This is a genomic window from Streptomyces sp. NPDC007808 (assembly GCF_042868655.1).
Lineage (GTDB): Bacteria > Actinomycetota > Actinomycetes > Streptomycetales > Streptomycetaceae > Streptomyces.
This window is the reverse complement of the sequence record NZ_JBIAEQ010000001.1, coordinates 91,682-109,115: the sequence shown is the minus strand read 5'-3', so window position 1 is coordinate 109,115 and position 17,434 is coordinate 91,682. Positions and strand designations below refer to the sequence as shown.

Annotated in this window: 12 protein-coding genes and 2 pseudogenes; 10 read left to right on the top strand and 4 right to left on the bottom strand. The window is 72.9% G+C overall.

From position 1 onward, the window contains the following. The first annotated feature begins 300 nt into the window (after positions 1-300). Positions 301-1,743, top strand: coding sequence for an adenylosuccinate lyase (gene purB, locus ACFYNL_RS00525; RefSeq protein ID WP_388794150.1), 1,443 nt, complete (start codon positions 301-303; stop codon positions 1,741-1,743). Continuing rightward, on the top strand, positions 1,740-2,288 hold the full coding sequence (gene mug, locus ACFYNL_RS00520; RefSeq protein ID WP_388797184.1) for a G/U mismatch-specific DNA glycosylase: 549 nt from the start codon (positions 1,740-1,742) through the stop codon (positions 2,286-2,288). The genes purB and mug overlap by 4 nt, the downstream gene beginning before the upstream one ends. Before the next feature lie 4 nt (positions 2,289-2,292). Here mug and ACFYNL_RS00515 read toward each other — a convergent pair whose 3' ends face one another. Further along, positions 2,293-2,721, bottom strand: coding sequence for a hypothetical protein (locus tag ACFYNL_RS00515; RefSeq protein ID WP_388794148.1), 429 nt, complete (start codon positions 2,719-2,721; stop codon positions 2,293-2,295). 85 nt (positions 2,722-2,806) lie between these two features. Here ACFYNL_RS00515 and ACFYNL_RS00510 point away from each other — a divergent pair. Then, positions 2,807-3,066, top strand: a pseudogene (locus ACFYNL_RS00510) (LuxR C-terminal-related transcriptional regulator); the annotation flags it as partial. 38 nt (positions 3,067-3,104) lie between these two features. Next, positions 3,105-4,262, top strand: coding sequence for an ROK family transcriptional regulator (locus ACFYNL_RS00505; RefSeq protein WP_388794146.1), 1,158 nt, complete (start codon positions 3,105-3,107; stop codon positions 4,260-4,262). Positions 4,263-4,366: 104 nt separating this feature from the next. On the opposite strand, the gene ACFYNL_RS00500 is transcribed toward ACFYNL_RS00505, so the two are convergent. Further along, the gene (locus ACFYNL_RS00500) at positions 4,367-5,128 is read right to left on the bottom strand and encodes a GntR family transcriptional regulator (RefSeq protein WP_388794144.1); all 762 of its coding nucleotides are present in this window, start codon (positions 5,126-5,128) and stop codon (positions 4,367-4,369) included. A 170-nt stretch (positions 5,129-5,298) separates the two neighbouring features. Continuing rightward, on the bottom strand, positions 5,299-6,183 hold the full coding sequence (locus tag ACFYNL_RS00495) for an RNA polymerase sigma-70 factor (protein ID WP_388794142.1): 885 nt from the start codon (positions 6,181-6,183) through the stop codon (positions 5,299-5,301). A gap of 206 nt (positions 6,184-6,389) precedes the next feature. On the opposite strand from ACFYNL_RS00495, the gene ACFYNL_RS00490 reads away from it, so the two are divergent. Next, complete coding sequence (locus ACFYNL_RS00490; RefSeq protein WP_388794140.1) at positions 6,390-7,220, top strand: alpha/beta fold hydrolase; 831 nt, start codon at positions 6,390-6,392, stop codon at positions 7,218-7,220. A gap of 93 nt (positions 7,221-7,313) precedes the next feature. On the opposite strand, the pseudogene ACFYNL_RS00485 reads toward ACFYNL_RS00490, so the two are convergent. Beyond that, positions 7,314-8,102: pseudogene (locus ACFYNL_RS00485) on the bottom strand (DMT family transporter); the annotation flags it as partial. Positions 8,103-8,149: 47 nt separating this feature from the next. Between ACFYNL_RS00485 and ACFYNL_RS00480 the strand changes: the two are divergent. The 5 genes from ACFYNL_RS00480 to ACFYNL_RS00460 all read left to right on the top strand — a co-directional run bounded on the left by ACFYNL_RS00480 (position 8,150) and on the right by ACFYNL_RS00460 (position 17,321). After that, positions 8,150-9,760 carry a PLP-dependent aminotransferase family protein gene (locus ACFYNL_RS00480; protein WP_388794138.1) on the top strand — a complete coding sequence of 537 codons (1,611 nt, stop codon included), beginning with the start codon at positions 8,150-8,152 and terminating at the stop codon, positions 9,758-9,760. Positions 9,761-9,948: 188 nt separating this feature from the next. Then, the gene (locus tag ACFYNL_RS00475) at positions 9,949-11,523 is read left to right on the top strand and encodes an alkaline phosphatase D family protein (RefSeq protein ID WP_388794135.1); all 1,575 of its coding nucleotides are present in this window, start codon (positions 9,949-9,951) and stop codon (positions 11,521-11,523) included. A 144-nt stretch (positions 11,524-11,667) separates the two neighbouring features. Beyond that, on the top strand, positions 11,668-13,074 hold the full coding sequence (locus ACFYNL_RS00470) for an SWIM zinc finger family protein (protein ID WP_388794132.1): 1,407 nt from the start codon (positions 11,668-11,670) through the stop codon (positions 13,072-13,074). Next, complete coding sequence (locus tag ACFYNL_RS00465; protein ID WP_388794129.1) at positions 13,074-15,731, top strand: DUF6493 family protein; 2,658 nt, start codon at positions 13,074-13,076, stop codon at positions 15,729-15,731. Before ACFYNL_RS00470 ends, ACFYNL_RS00465 begins: the two co-directional genes overlap by 1 nt. Before the next feature lie 147 nt (positions 15,732-15,878). Then, complete coding sequence (locus tag ACFYNL_RS00460) at positions 15,879-17,321, top strand: GNAT family N-acetyltransferase (protein ID WP_388794126.1); 1,443 nt, start codon at positions 15,879-15,881, stop codon at positions 17,319-17,321. Positions 17,322-17,434 lie beyond the last annotated feature (113 nt).

Here is a 17,434-nt window from a genome sequence, read left to right as displayed (position 1 = left end):
CTCTCGGGCGGAACGGGGAAGCCGACGTCGGTCGTTGACGCGATCTTGTTGAGTGCCGGGATGTGCAAGGTCATCGCGGGGGCGGTGATGCCGCACGTTCACATTCGCCATGACCTGCCGACTATGAACGAAATGTGAAGGCCCGAGGGGACCAGGACGCGTCGACCGCGGGGGAATTCACCCGATCGCCCGTCTCGCGGGCCGGCGCAGGGGCCGCATCCGGATCACCGCTGACCTGGGGGCCTCAGGATCGTATGGAGGATCCGGGGGCCGTCCGGCCGCCGGGTAAACTCCGTACACGTGACTTCTGCGCCCGCCAAGCCCCGCATCCCGAACGTCCTCGCCGGACGCTACGCCTCCACCGAGCTCGCCACGCTCTGGTCCCCCGAGCAGAAGGTGAAGCTGGAGCGTCAGCTCTGGCTCGCCGTGCTGCGGGCCCAGAAGGACCTCGGCATCGAGGTGCCGGACGAGGCCATCGCCGACTACGAGCGTGTCCTGGACACCGTCGACCTGGCCTCCATCGCGGAGCGCGAGAAGGTCACCCGGCACGACGTGAAGGCGCGGATCGAGGAGTTCAACGACCTCGCCGGGCATGAGCACGTCCACAAGGGCATGACCTCGCGCGACCTGACGGAGAACGTCGAGCAGCTGCAGATCCGGCTGTCGCTGGAGCTGATGCGCGACCGCACGGTGGCCGTGCTGGCCCGCCTGGGCAAGCTGGCCGGTGAGTACGGCGAGCTGGTCATGGCCGGCCGCTCGCACAACGTCGCCGCGCAGGCCACGACGCTCGGCAAGCGGTTCGCGACCGCGGCCGACGAGCTGCTGGTGGCGTACGGCCGCGTGGAGGAGCTCCTCGCCCGCTACCCGCTGCGCGGCATCAAGGGCCCGGTCGGCACGGCCCAGGACATGCTGGACCTGCTCGGAGGTGACGCGTCGAAGCTGGCGGACCTGGAGGGCCGGATCGCCGGGCACCTGGGCTTCTCGCAGGCGTTCACCTCGGTCGGCCAGGTCTACCCGCGCTCGCTGGACTACGAGGTGGTGACCGCGCTGGTGCAGCTGGCGGCGGCACCGTCGTCGCTGGCGAAGACGATCCGGCTGATGGCCGGGCACGAGCTGGTGACCGAGGGCTTCAAGCCGGGCCAGGTCGGCTCCTCCGCGATGCCGCACAAGATGAACACGCGGTCGTGCGAGCGCGTGAACGGCCTCATGGTGATCCTGCGTGGTTACGCCTCGATGACCGGCGAACTGGCGGGCGACCAGTGGAACGAGGGCGACGTGTCCTGCTCGGTGGTGCGTCGGGTCGCACTGCCCGACGCGTTCTTCGCGCTGGACGGGCTGCTGGAGACGTTCCTGACGGTGCTCGACGAGTTCGGCGCCTTCCCGGCGGTCGTGGCGCGTGAACTGGACCGCTATCTGCCGTTCCTCGCCACCACCAAGGTGCTGATGGGCGCGGTGCGCGCCGGCGTGGGCCGTGAGCTGGCGCACGAGGCGATCAAGGAGAACGCCGTCGCCTCCGCGCTCGCGATGCGTGAGCGGGGCGCCGAGCGCAACGAGCTCCTCGACAAGCTGGCAGCCGACGAGCGCATCCCCCTCGACCGCGCCCAGCTGGACGCCCTGATGGCCGACAAGCTGTCCTTCACGGGGGCGGCCGCCGACCAGGTCGGCGTCGTCGTCGGCCGGGTCGAGGAGATCGTCAAGCAGCGTCCCGAGGCCGCGGGTTACACACCTGGGGCGATCCTCTGACGCGTTTCACAGCCGAGGAGTTGGAGGCCGCTCGCGACCGACTGGTGCCGGACGTGCTCGCGGACGGTCTCCGTGTCCTCTTCTGCGGCATCAACCCCGGCCTGATGACGGCGGCGACGGGACACCACTTCGCCCGTCCCGGCAACCGCTTCTGGCCGGTGCTGCACCTGTCCGGCTTCACGCCGAGACTCCTGAAGCCGTCGGAACAGCAGGAGTTGCTGTCCTACGGGCTGGGCATCACGAACGTCGTGGCGCGGGCGACCGCGCGGGCCGACGAGTTGAGCGCCGAGGAGTACCGCGAGGGCGGGCGGCTGCTGGCGACGAAGGTGGCGCGGCTGCGGCCGCGTTGGCTGGCCGTCGTGGGGGTCACCGCGTACCGGGCGGCCTTCGACGACCGCAAGGCCCGGGTGGGACCGCAGGAGCGGATGATCGGGGACACGCGGGTGTGGGTGCTGCCGAACCCGAGCGGTCTGAACGCGCACTGGACTGCGGCGACGATGGCGCAGGAGTTCGCACGGTTGCGGGTGGCGGCGGAGGACGGCTGACGGGTCATGGCGGGGCGACGTCCGTGACCACGGCAAGGAGCTGGATGTCGTCCGACGGGTCCCTGTCGGCGACGGCTGTCACGACCCAGCGTCCGGTCCCCTCCGCTTCCCAGAGGTCGGCGACACGGGCACGCGCGCTGAGCGAGGCCCAGGGTTCGGGTATCGCCTCTCCCTCGGTGCGCAGCAGAACGGTCTGCAGGTTCAGCCAATGCCCCTCCCCCCAACGGGAGACGAGCAGTTCGTGAAGGGCGTCCCGGTACTTCTCGTACTGCTCCACCTGCACCGCTCTCGTCCCGCAGTCGGCCCGGCTGCTCTCCAGCACCACGACGAGGTGGCCGGGGCCCCCGTCGCCGAGGTCCGACGGGCCGTGCTCCGCCGGAAAGGGACGGAAGCACAGCTCGTCGATGAGGGCGAGATGCCGTGCGATGTTCATGTGGTCCAGTAAACCGGGCACCACTGACAATTGGCGTGCCGTCAGGCGTCCCGGCGCACCACGCTCCAGCCGCCCGCCGGCAACGCGGGCGCCGTCGACCGGACGCGAGGCCGAGGTGCTGCGCCTGATGGACCGTGGGCTGTCGAACGCGATCGCCGCCAGGCTGATCGTCGGCGCGGAGCCGGTGAAGTCGCACGTGAGCCCGGTACCGGCGAAGCCGGGGGCGCGGGACGCACGCAGGCCGTGATCGCGATGTCCGAGTCGGGGTTCGTCGCTCCCGGCCGATGCGGGACAGCAAGCGATCTCTGGCTCCCCGCGCTCGCCGGGTCACGCCGCGGCGAGTAGCATCCGGCCAACACGCGCACGAGCTGGGAGGACGGACGTTGGCTCGGCTGACCGGCGGGGATCCCTCGCTGCTGCGAAGGATCAACTCCGCGGTGGTGCTGCACGCGCTGCGTGCCACGGACGCCGCGACCCTGACAGAGATCACCCGGGTGACCGGGCTGTCCCGGCCCACCGTCGAGGGCGTCGTCGAGGGGCTCATCGAAGCGGGATACGTCGTCGAGAAGGCGGCCGAGGACAGCCTCGTCCGGCGTCAGGGGCGTCCGGCACGGCGGTTCCGGTTCCGGGCCGAGGCGGGGCACCTGCTGGGCCTGGACATCGGGGCGCACCGGGTGGCCGCGCTCCTCGCCGACCTGGACGGACGGGTGCTCGGGGCCGTCGCCAAGGACGTCGACGAGACGGCTCCGGCCGACGAGCGGCTCGAACGGCTGCGTACGGCCGTCGCCGAGCTGCTGCGCAGGGCCGGTGTCGCACGCGGCTCGCTGCGGGCCGTGGGCGTCGCCACGCCGGGCATCGTGGAGGCGGACGGCACCGTACGGCTCGGTGCGGCGCTGCCCGAATGGACGGGGCTGCAGCTGGGCGAGCGGCTGAGCCGGTCCTTCAAGTGCCCGGTGCTCGTCGAGAACGACGCCAACGCGGCGGCGGTCGCCGAGCACTGGAAGGGAGCGGCGAGCGAGTCCGACGACGTGGTGTTCGTGCTGGCAGGGCTGAGCCCGGGCGCCGGATCACTGATCGGCGGGCGGCTGCACCGGGGGTTCGGCGGGGCGGCCGGTGAGATCGGCGCACTGCATCTGCTGGGGCGCGAGGCGACTCCGGAGACTTTGCTGTCCACCACGGACGAACCGTTGCGCCCCTTGGACGAGCACGCCGTCGCCGAGGTCTTCGCCCAGGCCCGCGAGGGCGACGAGGGGGCTCGCGCGGCCGTCGACCGGTTCATCCAGCGCCTCGTCCACGACGTGGCCGCCCTCGTCCTGGCCCTCGACCCCGAGCTGGTCGTCGTCGGCGGGTGGGCGTCCGGTCTGGACGGCGTCCTGGAGCCGCTGCGGCGGGAACTGGCCCGCTACTGTCTGCGCCCGCCGAAGGTCGCCCTGTCCCTGCTCGGCGAGGCCGCGGTGGCGATGGGCGCACTGCGGCTCGCGCTCGACCACGTGGAGGAGCAGCTGTTCGCGGTGGAGGGGACGGCGACAGCGCGGCGGTGACGGCCGGGGCCGACCGGTGAACGCGCCGCACCCCGGAGCGGATCCGGGGTCTCGCCTTCCTCTCCTCCGCCGCTATTCGCTGCGAAGTGGTGCCGGTGCGGCGGTCAGGACGCCCGGCGCTGCGGGTTCTCGTGGATCTCCACACGGCCGGAGTCGCCGAACGTCAACCGGCAGGTGTCCGCGCGGTACGTGGCCACGGAGAGCGCGGCGGTGCGGCCCTCGGCGAGGTAGCGGGTGGTGACGACGAGGACGGGCGCGCCCGGGAGCCGGTCGAGTTCCTTGGCGTCCTCCGCGCGAGCCGAGCCCAGCTCGACGGCGCTCTCCTGCCCCTCCAGCTCCAGACGCTGCAGCTCGCGCAGCACGGCACGCGCGCGTGCCGCTCCGGACGGGGCGTCGATGGCGGAGAGGTCGGGCACCGACGCCTGCGGGACGTAGAGCAGTTCGGCGGCGACGGGCTGGCCGTGCGTCACCCGGGAGCGGCGCACCGTGTGCACGGGCTCGTCCCGGCCGCACCCCAGGGCGTCCACGACGGACGCCGGGGCGGCCGCCTGGGTGCAGTCGGTGGGCTGCCAGACGTCGTCGGCCGCGCCCGGCCAGGTGTGCTGCTCGGTGCCGACGGCCACGCCCATGCGCGGGGGCGCGACGGTCGTACCGACACCGCGGCGGCGCTGCAGCCTGCCTTCCAGTTCGAGCTGCTCCAGGGCCTGGCGGAGCGTGGCCCTGGCGACGCCGAAGCGGGCCGCCAGATCACGCTCGTTGGGCAGGATCTCGCCCACGGTGAACTCGGAGTCGAGTGCCTCACTGAGCACGGTCCTCAGGTGCCAGTACTTAGGTTCCGGCACCGATTCCAGCTGCGTGGTCCCCACCCTGTCCTCCGCAATCGCCGTGGCCCGGAGGCCTTTTAGCGCCCTTGTTTATTAAAGGTTGTTGCACTTCTCTGCGACCATAGGGCGGCCCCCACCCTTGGTCAATACCAATCGCCGGGAACGTTCACGGCACGGCGTGCCGCCACCACGGCGTCGCGTGGCGGCGGGATCTAGGCGGTCGCCAGTGACCTGAGCTTGTCGGGGTTGCGGATGACGTAGACGGCCTGGATGCGGCCGTCAAGGACGTCCAACTGGAAGACGGAGTCGGGCTTGTCGCCGGACAGCACCAGCAGGGCGGGCCCGCCGTTGACCTCCACGAACCGGAAGGACACGTCGGACAGGCCCTTGCGGGCGGCGCCGATCACGAAGCGGCCCACCTTGTCGGCCGACTCCATGACCCGTACCGGCGCCTTCGCCTTGCCGCCGCTGTCGCCGACGAGGCGGACGTCGGGGGCGAGCAGCGCCATGAGCCCCTCGATGTCACCGTCCGCGGCCGCGGCCAGGAACCGCTCGGTGAGGTCGCGGCGCTGGGCGGGGTCGACCTCGTAGCGCGGTCGCCGCTCGTCGACGTGCTTGCGGGCCCGTCCGGCCAGTTGGCGCACGGCCGCCTCGCCGCGATCGAGCATGGCGGCGATGTCCGCGAACGGGTAGCCGAAGGCCTCCCTGAGGACGAACACCGCGCGTTCCAGGGGCGAGAGCGACTCCAGGACGACGAGGACCGCGAACGAGACCGAGTCGGCGAGCACGGCCCGTTCCGCGGTGTCCGGTACCGCGTCCCCGAAGTCGGTGACGTACGGCTCCGGCAGCCAGGGGCCGACGTAGGTCTCACCCCTGGCCTTGATCTGGCGCAGGCGGTCGATGGCGAGGCGGGTCGTGACGCGCACCAGGTAGGCGCGGGGCTCGCGCACGGCGGACCGGTCGGCGCCGGACCAGCGCAGCCATGCCTCCTGCACGACGTCCTCCGCGTCGGCGACACGGCCGAGCATGCGGTAGGCGACTCCCAGGAGGACGGGACGGTGCTCTTCGAAGACGTCGGTCTCGATGTCGGTGGTCACCGCACCATCCCAGCCGACGCATCCGGCGGTGTCCAGGCGAAATCGCCGCCCCAGGGTGTGCGTCGCGCAACCTCCAGGCTGCCCGGACCCGTTGGGAGCCGGGCACTCGCCCGCGGCCCGGGGCACTCTGGGTCTACCCGTCGGTAGCAATTGCTGACAAGCTGTCTACGCCGTCCGCCAGCGTGTCCCAGACGAGGAGCACCCCCATGTCCGCCACCGTCTCCTTCAAGGTCCCCTCTCCCCGCGGCCCGCAGAGCGTGACCGTCGACTACGCGCGCGTGGGCAGCGGTGAACCGCTCCTCCTGCTGCACGGCATCGGTCACCACCGCCAGGTCTGGGACCCGGTGGTGGAGATACTCGCGGCCGAGCGCGACGTGATCTCCCTGGATCTGCCGGGGTTCGGCGCGTCCCCGGGGCTGCCGGACGACCTCGCCTACGACCTGCCCACGACCACGGCCGTGTTCGGCGCCTTCTGCGAGGCCATGGAGCTCGACCGGCCGCATGTGGTGGGCAACTCGCTGGGCGGACTGATCGCGCTGGAGCTGGGCCGCGAGAAGCTCGTGCGGTCCGTCACCGCCCTCTCCCCCGCCGGGTTCTGGTCCGCGGCCGAGCGGCGCTACGCCTTCGGCGTGCTGCTGGCGATGCGCCGCATCTCGCGGCGGCTGCCGCTGCCGCTGGTGGAGCAGCTGTCCCGGTCCGCGGCCGGCCGCACCGTTCTGACCAGCGCGATCTACGCCCGTCCCGGCCGACGCTCACCCGAGGCCGTGGTCGCCGAGACGCTCGCGCTGGCGGGGGCCACGGGGTTCGACCAGACCCTCCGGGCGGGCGGGAGCGTCCGGTTCACCGACGACATTCCCGGAATCCCCGTCACGGTGGCGTGGGGCACCAAGGACAGACTGCTCCTGCGCCGCCAAGGGGTACGCGCCAAGCAGATCATTCCCCGGGCCCGTCTGGTCAGGCTGCCCGGCTGCGGCCACTGTCCGATGAACGACGACCCGGCCCTGGTCGCGCGCGTCATCCTCGACGGCAGCCGCTGATCCGCGCGGGGCGCGGCGGAGCGCGCCGGAGCCGAGGACCACGCCCGACCCGACCAGTGCACTGCCCAGGACCTGGACGGCACCGTAGGAGCCGGTCCCGACGAGCGGGGCGGTGCAGGCGGCGGCGACCGGGATGAGGCCGGAGAAGAGCGTGGCACGCTCGGCGCCGATCCGCTGCATGCCCACGTACCAGCACACGAAGCCGATGACGGTCACGACCACCGCCTGCCACAGCAGCGCGAGGGTCTCCGTGGCGTCCGGGCGCCTGAGCCACGCGGTGCCGTCCAGCAGCAGCCCGGCCACCGCGGACTCGACGGCGGCGACCCCGCACACCGTGGCGGACAGCAGGCGTGGGCCCAGGGGCCGCAGGACGGGCACGGCGAGGACCGCGAACCCGACCTCACCGGCCAGCGCGCACACGGAGAAGGCGATGCCGGCGGCGTCCGTACGGCCCCAGCCCTGGACCGTGAACGCGCCGACCGCCACCAGCAATGCCCCGTACAGGACGAGGCGTTGGGGACGGCGCCCGTCCAGCAGCGGGACGACGACGGCCACGACCACGGGCGCGCAGCCGACGAAGACACCGGGAACCGCCGGTTCGGCGGTGCGCTCGGCGGCGATGACGGCCAGGTTGAAACCCACCATGCCGACACCCGCGAGCAGCGCGAGGCGGCCCCACTGGCGGGCGCCGACTGTGCGCAGCCGGGCCCGGGCGCCCCGCCCGGCCAGCGGGACGAGCAGGAGGCAGGCGAGGGCGTAGCGCAGGAACTGGCCGCCGGCGTACGGGTAGTCGCCGAGCAGGCTGTTGGCGGTGAAGGACCCTCCGACGAGGATGCAGGCGAGCGCGGCGAGCAGGGCACCGCGTGTGGTGGTGGCGTTCATGGGAGCGACGCTAGGAAGTGCGGCGGCCCGGATTAAGGTCCACTTCCATGAGGCCATCGCAGACCAATCCGGGCGGCGCGGTGGGCGCCGCTGCTGCTGGGGAGACGACGGCGGGTGATGCGGTCCCCAGGGCCGCGGGCACCGGTCGGGCGGCGCCGCGGGACGACGATCTCTCCGGCCGCGAGCAGCCGCCCACCGCGCCTTCCGGCGGCGATCCCAAGAGACCCGCACCATCCGGCTCCTCCCCTTCGGCCGCCTGGGAGCTGCTCCTGCCGGCCGCCTCGGCGCCCGCACGCGCGCGTGGACGTTCGCTGCAGGCGGCGCTGCGTGAGGCGGTCCGGTCGGGGCGGCTCGCACCGGGCACGCGCCTGCCGTCGAGCCGGGATCTGGCCGCGGACCTGGGCGTGTCGCGGGGACTGATCACCGAGGCGTACGAGCAGTTGACGGCCGAGGGCTACCTGCGCAGCGGCCGCGGTGCCGGGACCTGGGTGGGCGGTGCCGTACGGGCCGCACGACCACGCGCGCGTGACCTCGCTCCCCGCTCGACCGGCGCCCGGGCCGACTTCGTACCCGGGACACCGGACCTGTCGCTGTTCCCGCGTGCCGCGTGGGCGTCGGCGCAGCGCGGGGTGCTGGCCGAGCTGCCGCACGCCGAGCTCGGCTATCCCGACCCGCGCGGTCTGCCCCGGCTGCGTACGGCACTGGCCGAGCTGCTCGCGCGCCGCCGGGGCGTGGTCGGTGACCCGGAGCGCATCGTGGTGGTCTCCGGCGTGGCCCAGGCGACGACGCTGCTCGGTTTCGTGCTGCACGCGCGCGGGATGCGCGAGGTCGGCGTGGAGAACCCGGGAAGCCCGCAGCACGACGCCCTCTACGCCGCCGCGGGTGCCACCACCGTGCCGCTGCCACTGGACGACCACGGCCTTGCCATCGGCCCGCTGTACGAGTCGGGCGTCCGCTCCGTCGTCACGACGCCGTCCCACCAGTTCCCCACCGGCATCGCCTACTCCGCCGCGCGCCGTACCGAACTGCTCGACTGGGCGCGCAGCGTCGACGGGTTCGTCCTGGAGGACGACTACGACGGCGACTTCCGGTACGACCGCGCCCCCGTCGGAGCCCTCCAGGGGCTCGACCCGGAACGTGTCGCCTACACCGGGTCGGTCAGCAAGTCCCTCGCTCCTGGGCTGCGGCTGGGCTGGCTGCTCGTACCGGAGGCACTGGCCGACGACGTGGTCGAACGCAAGCGGACCATGGATCTCGGTCATCCGTCGCTGGACCAGGCGCTGTTCGCGCGGTTCCTGGAGCGCGGTGACTACGACAGGCAGCTGCGGCGCTGCCAGCGCGCGTACCGGGAGCGCCGGGACGCCCTGGTCGGCGCCCTCGAGGAGCACTTTCCGGGCTCCGAGGTGACCGGGATCGCCGCGGGACTGCACGTCATCGCCGCGCTGCCGGAACGGTACGGCCCACTTCAGCGGTTCGTCGCGCGTGTGACGGCCGCCGGTGTGGCGGTGCGCGCGCTGACGGACTACACGCACCCGTCCGCCGGGGACCGCGAGCAGGGCGACGTCCGGCTGGTCCTCGGCTACGCGCACCTGTCGCCCGAGCGCATCCGGAACGGCGTGCGGTTGATGGCGCGGGCGGTGGCCGCACGCCCACGCTGACGACCGTCGTGGCCGCCGCGCCGAGCCGGCGGGGCATGACCGGAAACGTGTGTCCGTCCGCCTCCCGCTCGACGGTCCGGTTCCCCTGCGGGTGGGGTCAGTTGTTCACTTGTGGTTTGCGTGTGCGCTGCGGCGCACCAGTAGTTGTGGCAGTGCACACTGGCCGGATCCCGCCCCTGGAGGCCCCCATGTCACACCGCCCGTTCCCGGGCCGACGCAGCGTGCTGCGCGGCTCGCTCGCCGCGTCGGCGGCCCTGACCCTGCCCACCGCCCTCGGCTCGGCACCGGCCTTCGCCCGGTCGGGGCGTCCCAGGGCGGGCTGGGGTGTGCAGACGGGGGACGTGACCTGCGACTCGGGACTGGTGTGGGTGCGGTCCGACCGCCCGGCCCGGATGATCGTCGAGACGTCCGCCACCGAGTCGTTCCGCAACGCCCGCAGATGGCACGGTCCGCTGCTCGACGCCGGCACGGACTTCACCGGCACCACGCGGCTGCGCGGGCTGCCGTCCGGCGAGCAGATCCACTACCGCGTGCTGCTCGCCGACCCGGACGATCCGCGCCGCACCGGCGAGCCCGTCACGGGCACGTTCCGTACCGCCTCGGCCCGGCGGCGGGACGGTGTGCGGTTCGTGTGGTCGGGCGACCTGGCCGGGCAGGGCTGGGGCATCAACCCGGACCTCGGCGGCTACCGGATCTACGACGCGATGGCCGCGCTGGACCCCGACTTCTTCCTCTGCAGCGGCGACAACATCTACGCCGACGGCCCGATCTCGGCCTCCGTGGCCCTGCCCGACGGCAGCACCTGGCGGAACATCACCACGGAGGAGAAGTCCAAGGTCGCCGAGACGCTCGCGGAGTTCCGCGGCAACTTCCGCTACAACCTGCTCGACGAGAACCTGAAGCGGTTCAACGCCCAGGTGCCCTCGATCATCCAGTGGGACGACCATGAGGTGACCAACAACTGGTACCCCGGTGAGATCCTCACCGACTCCCGTTACACCGAGAAGAACGTGGACGTCCTCGCCGCCCGCGCCCGGCAGGCGTTCTCGGAGTACTTCCCGATCTCGACCCTGCGCCGCCCCGACGGCCGGGTGTACCGCGTGGTCAACCACGGCCCGCTGCTCGACGTGTTCGTGCTGGACATGCGGACCTACCGCAACGCCAACTCGCCCGGCGACCAGCCTGCCGACGCCCAGGGCATCCTCGGCGCCGAACAGCTGAAGTGGCTCAAGCGCGAACTGGCCCGCTCCCGGGCGGTGTGGAAGGTCATCGCCTCCGACATGCCGCTGGGCCTGGTGGTGCCGGACACCGGTGACGGCAGGGCGAACATCGAGGCCGTCGCGCAGGGCGACCCGGGGGCCCCGCTGGGACGGGAGCTGCAGATCGCCGAACTGCTGCGCTTCATCAAGCACCGCCGGATCACCGGCACGGTGTGGCTGACCGCCGACGTGCACTACACCTCCGCCCAGCACTACCAGCCGTCGCGAGCCGCCTTCACCGACTTCGAGCCGTTCTGGGAGTTCGTCTCCGGTCCGCTCAACGCGGGCGCCTTCCCGGCGAACAAGCTGGACGGCACCTTCGGCCCCGAGCGGGTGTTCCTCAAGGCACCGACCACCGCGAACGTGTCGCCGGCAGGCGGCTACCAGTTCTTCGGCGAGGTCGAGGTCGACGGCGGCAGCGGCGAGCTGACCGTGCGCCTGCGCGAGTCCGACGGCACGGTCCTGTTCACCCGGGTCCTCCAGCCGGGCCGGGTCGGTCAGTGACTGCCGTAGCCTGAGCGACGTGCCGCGCACCGGCGTCATCCCCCGGTGCGCGGCCGTGGTGTCACGGCAGCGCGAACACCCTTGGCAGGGCGGTCTTTTCGCAGGTCGGAGCCGATTGTCAGTGGTCGCCTCTACGGTTTTTCCATGACGCGATCTTTGCAGGCCGTGGCCTATTGCCGACCCTCCGCGCTGGAGTCCGCAGCGGACGGACAGCGCCTGGGGCTGGAGACCTCCCGGGGCGCGACGCCCACCGGTGTGCAGGACCATCCGCGGTTCTTCGCGGGGTTCCTGACCTCTCCTCAGGTCGCGGCCGCCGGGCTCCTCGCGGTGGCCGACGTGGCGGCCGCACGGTACTACCAGCGGCAGCTGCGCGCCTCCCTCGACCCGGTGGTGACGGGCAACGGCGACCGGCTGCGCTTCGAGTCCTTCTCCGGCTGCTGCGGGGTGTACGCCCGGCTGGACGTGCTGGAATCCGGTCTGGACGGCGACGAGGTGGGGCACGGCACGACGAACGTCGACGTCAACAACCCCCTGCGCGAGGCGCTGTCCAGGATCGGCTCCGACGATCCGCTGCATCTGCGGGTGGGTCCGCAGGAGTTGGCGGTGACCACGCTGGACGGCCCGGTCGTGGAGAAGAAGGTGCCGCTCCCCGACCGCTGGCTGCGCGGCTTCGCGGAGGCGCAGGTGACAGCTGCGGGCTTCGACCTGCGGGCCGAGTTGCCGGCCGCGGAGGCGGTGCGGTTCCTGCGGGCGCTTCCGCGAGGTGGCGCACGCGGCGCCTCGATGGGCGCGCGGTGGGTGGTGCCCTCGGGCAGGGGGCTGCGGCCGACGACGCGCGCGGTGCCCGGCGCGGTGTCCCTGCCCGGCCCGGAGCGACTGACCGCGCTCCAGCGGGTGCTGCGGCATGCCTCGGCCCTGCGGGTGTACGGGCCGGCGGTCGCCGCCGGTGGTGCCGCCACGGCAAGTGCCTGGGAGGCGGTGCTTCCGGGCATGCGGCTGACCCTGACGCTGTCGCCGGACGCCTCACGCGGGTTCTCCGGCGAAGGCGGCGTCCTCGACGCGCTCGCCACGGACGAGGCGGCCGAGGACGCGGAGCTGATCGCGGTGGTCCTCGCGTGGGAGCCCCGCGTCGACGTCACCGACCTGGCCGCCGCGTCGGGCCTGCCGCCCGAGCGCGTACGGGCGGCGCTGGTCCGGCTCGGCACGTCCGGGCGGGTGGGGTACGACACGGCGGAGGCGGCCTACTTCCATCGGGAGCTGCCCTACGACGCCGAGCGCGTGGAGCGTCACAACCCGCGGCTGCGGTCGGCTCGTGCCCTGGTGGCGGCGGGCGCGGTCACGCTGGACGGTCCTCTGGGAACGGTGACGGCCGAGGACGGGCACGTGCACCGGGTGCGCGACGAGGCGGGTGTGCTCAGCTGCAGCTGTCTGTGGTGGGCGAAGTACCGGGGAGGGCGCGGGCCGTGCAAGCACGCGCTGGCGGTGCGGATGGTGCGGCGCGGTGTCGCCGCGGCGGAGCGGGACATGGCACGAGTCGACGGGGGTGCGTGATGAGTGCGCTGTTGGACGCGGTCCGGGACGGGCGGACGGCCGAGGTGGTGAGCCTGCTGGACGGGATGACGGACGCGCAACGGCGCGCGTGTTTCCCCCAGTTGAAGGCACTGCGCAAGGAGCTGAGGGCGGAGCAGTGGGGTGAGCGGTCCCGCCGCGCCTACCCCGCCCTGCACGCCGCGGGTGCCGCGTGCCAGACGGGTGCGGCCGGTGTGGCGAGTTGGCTCACGGCCGCCGACATGCGCTGGTGGTCCGCGCCCCCGGCCGTACTGCTCGACGTCCTGGGTGACAGGGCTGCCGGCTGGCTCGCCGATGTGGCGCACAGGATCGCCGAACGGCCGGTCGGCGCGCGGGTCCCGTACGAGTTGATGGCAGGGCTGGTGCGGCTCTCCGGATGTCCGGTGCCGACCACCGAGGCCTACGTGCACGGGTGGGTGGAGCACATCAGCCATGTCCGGCAGCGGGGCGACACGGTTCTGGACCGGCTGCGCAAGGACCCGCACCTGGCTCCGCTGACGGCAGCGCTCTTCGAGACGAACGACATCGGCGGACGTCTGGCCTGGATGCCCGCCGAAGGTCCCAGCAGTTGGACCGAGGCGCTGGCCCGGCTCACGGCCGAGGGAATCCTCGACCGCCGTGCCACGGTCGGCGCGTGCCTGGCCCGGCTGCTGCGGGGCGGACCGCCGGCCGACCACCGGGTGTTCCTGCGCATGCTGAAGGGCTTCGAGCTCACCGGGGAGGAGTTGCGGGAGCACACGGCCGACTGGCTGGCACTGGCCTCCGACGCCACGTCCGTCGTGGCCGGGCACGCCCAGTCGGTGCTCGCGTCGCTGGCCCTGGACGGTGGACTGACCACCCGTCAACTGGCCGAGATGTCGGGTGCCGTCCTCTTCCGCACCGAGAAGAAGCTGGTGCGCGGCCAGTTGGTCCTGTTGGGCAAGGTGCTCGCCCGCGACAGGTCGGCGGTCGAGGAGCTGCTGCCCGCGGTGGCCCTGGCCTTCGGACACGAGGACTCCGACGTACAGGAGCGAGCGCTGAAACTGGTCGAGCGGCATGTCGGCAAGGTCGAGGGCTCGGACGTACGGGACGAACTCGCCTCGGCCGCCGAGCAACTGATCCCCGTCCTGCGTGCGCGGGCGGTCGGCAGTCTGGGCGCCGCCCCGGCGAGCCTGGAGCCGGCCCCCTACGAGGAGGTCCTGCCGCCGGCGCCGGAGCCGGTTCGACTGGCTCCCGCACCCGGGTCGGCCACCGAACTCGCCGAAGAGGTCGGGGCGCTGCTCGCGTCGGATGGTGACGTGGCGGCGTTCGAGCGGGCCCTGGACGCACTGGTGCGTCACGCGTACCGGGACGCGGACGCCCTGCTGGAGGCGCTGGAACCCGTCGTGGCCCGGCGCTGGTGGGGCGACAGCGCTTCGCAGTACCCGTTCAGCGCCGACGACCACTTCACACGGCACCGCGGTCCGATCGACGCGGCGCACGGCCTCGACCTGCTGCTGGCCACACTGCGGGGCAAGGTCACCACGGCCACGCTCCACCATGCGGTCCGGCACCGAGCCGTCACCAGCGAGTGCGGTCACAGCCCTCTCGCCGGAGCCTTCGAGGCCCGCCTCTGGGAGGTGGCCCATCGGATCCGCACCGAGCCACTGCCGTTCCTGCTGTCCACGCCCACCTGGGGTACCGGTCTGCTGGAACCCGAGGAGCTGGTGGCCCGGCTCGACGAGTACTGGCGCCTCGGCGCCCGGGTATCGGCAGCGGACTTCGCCCAGGCGTTGCTGCGGGTCCGGCGCGGCGACCGTGCGGTGGCCGAGGCGGCCGCGGAGCGAGCGGCGGCGCTCGGCACGGCAGAGGGGGCGCGTCTCGCCCGGTGGCTGACCGCCGGCCCCGCCGTGCCGTCGTATCGGCGGCGGACAGCGGGAGACCGCATCCTCGTCGAGTCCGGGGAGATCCTCGAACTGCAGGATGACTTCCCGTCCGACTTCGGCTCGTTGGGGCGGCCGGTGACCGTGTTTCGGGACCGTTGGCACTGCTATCACTGGAGCGACGGCATGCGGCCGCACTGGCTTGCCGTGCTGCCCGAGCAGCGCGAACTGGTGGCGGTCAGGCTGCTGCGCGACATCTCGGCGGTCGCCGTCGACGACGCGCGGGGCGACGCTGCGATACTTCCCCAACTGGCCGAAGCCGACGGTGAGGCCGGGGAGGCCGTCCACCTGGCCGTGGCCTACGGGCTCGGCGCGCGGCATCCGGAAGACCGGCTGGCCGCCGTGGACGCCCTGCTGGTGCTGGCGGCGCGCGGACAGCTCGACGTGGCCGTACTGGGCTCGGATCTGGGGCAGTTGATACGGCGCGGCGCCGTGAAGCCGTCGCGGCTCGTCGAGTCGGTGCGGACGGCGGCGGCCACCGGGGCGAACGCGGTCGTCTGGGGAATCCTGCGGCATTCCCTGCCCGTCCTGCTCGCCGAGCTCGGATCCGGCGGGGCGGCCTCTCCCACCCGAGGGCTGGCGGATCTGCTGACCGTCGCCGCGGAGTGCGCCGAGAAAACGGGGGCACGCGGAGAGCTGCCGCACCTGGCCGGCACGGCGGACCGGCGTGGCTCGTCCCGGCTCGTGGCCCAGGCCCGGCGCCTGCGCAGCGCGCTGACGGAGGGCCTGGTCGCGTGACGGGACGAGGCCGCCGTCCTCGACGGTCACGCCCGCACCACATTTGAACAGTGGATGAAACCGACATAAGGGCTCTTAACCGCCCGGTCACATAGCGTTCGTGATCACGCAACACCGTTCCTTCACAGTGGTTGCATGAGTCGAGACATGTCTGATGTGACGCGCGCGAAAGACGGCCGCCCGGTGCACCTCCGGCGGCGCCACGCCCTCACTCTCGCCGGGCTCTGCACGGCGGCGGTGGCCCACGCGGGGGCGATCCTGATCGGCTACGGGCCCGACGGATCGACCCTGCTGACGGCCTCGTCGGCCGTACTGGTCGCGGTGGCGGGGTTCCACACATGGTGGGCACGCCGCCACGGGCACGCCCCGCCGAAGGGCTATACCGGCGCCCGGCCGCGTTCCGAGGAGCGGGCCGGGCCGTCGGACCGGTCGCCGGACGAGGCCGCGACGGTGCCGCAGGAGGGTGCCCTGTGGCGGATGCGGACCACGGTGCAGGACGCACCCGGGTCGCTGGCCGCGCTGTGCACGGCGCTCGCCGATCTGCGGGTCGACATCCTGAGCCTGCAGACGCACCCGCTGGCCGAGGGCACGGTGGACGAGTTCCTGCTCCGCACGCCGGGTGCGCTCGCGGCGGCCGACATCACCCGTGCGGTCTCGGTGGCCGGCGGTGCGGGCACCTGGATCGAGCGGGCCGACGCCCACGACCTGGTGGACGCGCCCACCCGGGTGCTGGGCCTGGCCACGCGTACCGCCCTGGACGCCTCGGAACTTCCCCTGGCGCTGCGCCAGTTGCTCGGCCGTTGCACGATCCGTTCGCTGCCCGTCGCGCCGGCCGGGGGTGGCCGGGGATCGGAGCCGGTGCCGGTGGAAGGGGCGCTTGAGGACACCGTGCTGCGGCTGCGCGCGCCGGAAGGTGGAGTGATCACGGTGGACCGGCCGTATCTGCCGTTCACCCCCACCGAGTTCGCGCGGGCGCGGGCCTTGGTGGAGCTGGACGCCCGGCTCGGCCCGCGGGTACCGCGCAGCCAGGACGTGCTGACGCTGCCGGAGGGCAGCGACATCACCGTGCGCCGCGCGGACACCGGTGATCTGGAGGCGGCGCGGGAGATGCACGAGCGGTGCTCCACGCGGACGCTCGGGATGCGGTACCACGGCCCGGTCGGCGACGCGGAACGCTATCTGAACCACCTGCTCAGCCCGCGCTTCGGCCGCACGCTCGCCGTGCAGACCGCGTCGGGCCGCATCGTCGGCCTCGGTCATCTGCTGTGGGACGGCGACGAGACGGAGGTCGCGCTGCTCGTCGAGGACGCGTGGCAGCGGCGGGGCATCGGCAGCGAACTGCTGCGCAGGCTGATCGGGATGGCGGTCGAGGCGGGCTGCGAGAGCGTGTATGCCGTGACGCGCTCGTCCAACACCGGAATGGTCGCCGCGATGCGCGGCCTGGGCCGGCCTCTCGACTACCAGATCGAGGAGGGCACGCTGGTGATCACCGCCCGGGTCGGTGCTGCCGTGGGTGACCAGGCGGGCACCGTCGGAGTCACCGAGCGGGTGTCCCGTGCGGCTGGGTCGGGTCGGCCCGAAGCGTCGTAGGAGAAGCGCAGCGTTCAGCGGCCGCGGGGGCGTTCACGGCCGGCCGGCCGACAGAACCGGTCGCGTGTCCCGTGCGCCTGGGCCGGGTCCGCCCGAAGCACCGTAGAAGAAAC

Coding starts and splice junctions, on each gene's coding strand:
- ACFYNL_RS00470 (WP_388794132.1), top strand. CDS start 11,668: ATGACGCGATCTTTGCAGGCCGTGGCCTATTGCCGACCCTCCGCGCTG.
- ACFYNL_RS00465 (WP_388794129.1), top strand. CDS start 13,074: ATGAGTGCGCTGTTGGACGCGGTCCGGGACGGGCGGACGGCCGAGGTG.
- ACFYNL_RS00515 (WP_388794148.1), bottom strand. CDS start 2,721: ATGAACATCGCACGGCATCTCGCCCTCATCGACGAGCTGTGCTTCCGT.
- ACFYNL_RS00460 (WP_388794126.1), top strand. CDS start 15,879: ATGTCTGATGTGACGCGCGCGAAAGACGGCCGCCCGGTGCACCTCCGG.
- ACFYNL_RS00480 (WP_388794138.1), top strand. CDS start 8,150: ATGAGGCCATCGCAGACCAATCCGGGCGGCGCGGTGGGCGCCGCTGCT.
- ACFYNL_RS00490 (WP_388794140.1), top strand. CDS start 6,390: ATGTCCGCCACCGTCTCCTTCAAGGTCCCCTCTCCCCGCGGCCCGCAG.
- ACFYNL_RS00475 (WP_388794135.1), top strand. CDS start 9,949: ATGTCACACCGCCCGTTCCCGGGCCGACGCAGCGTGCTGCGCGGCTCG.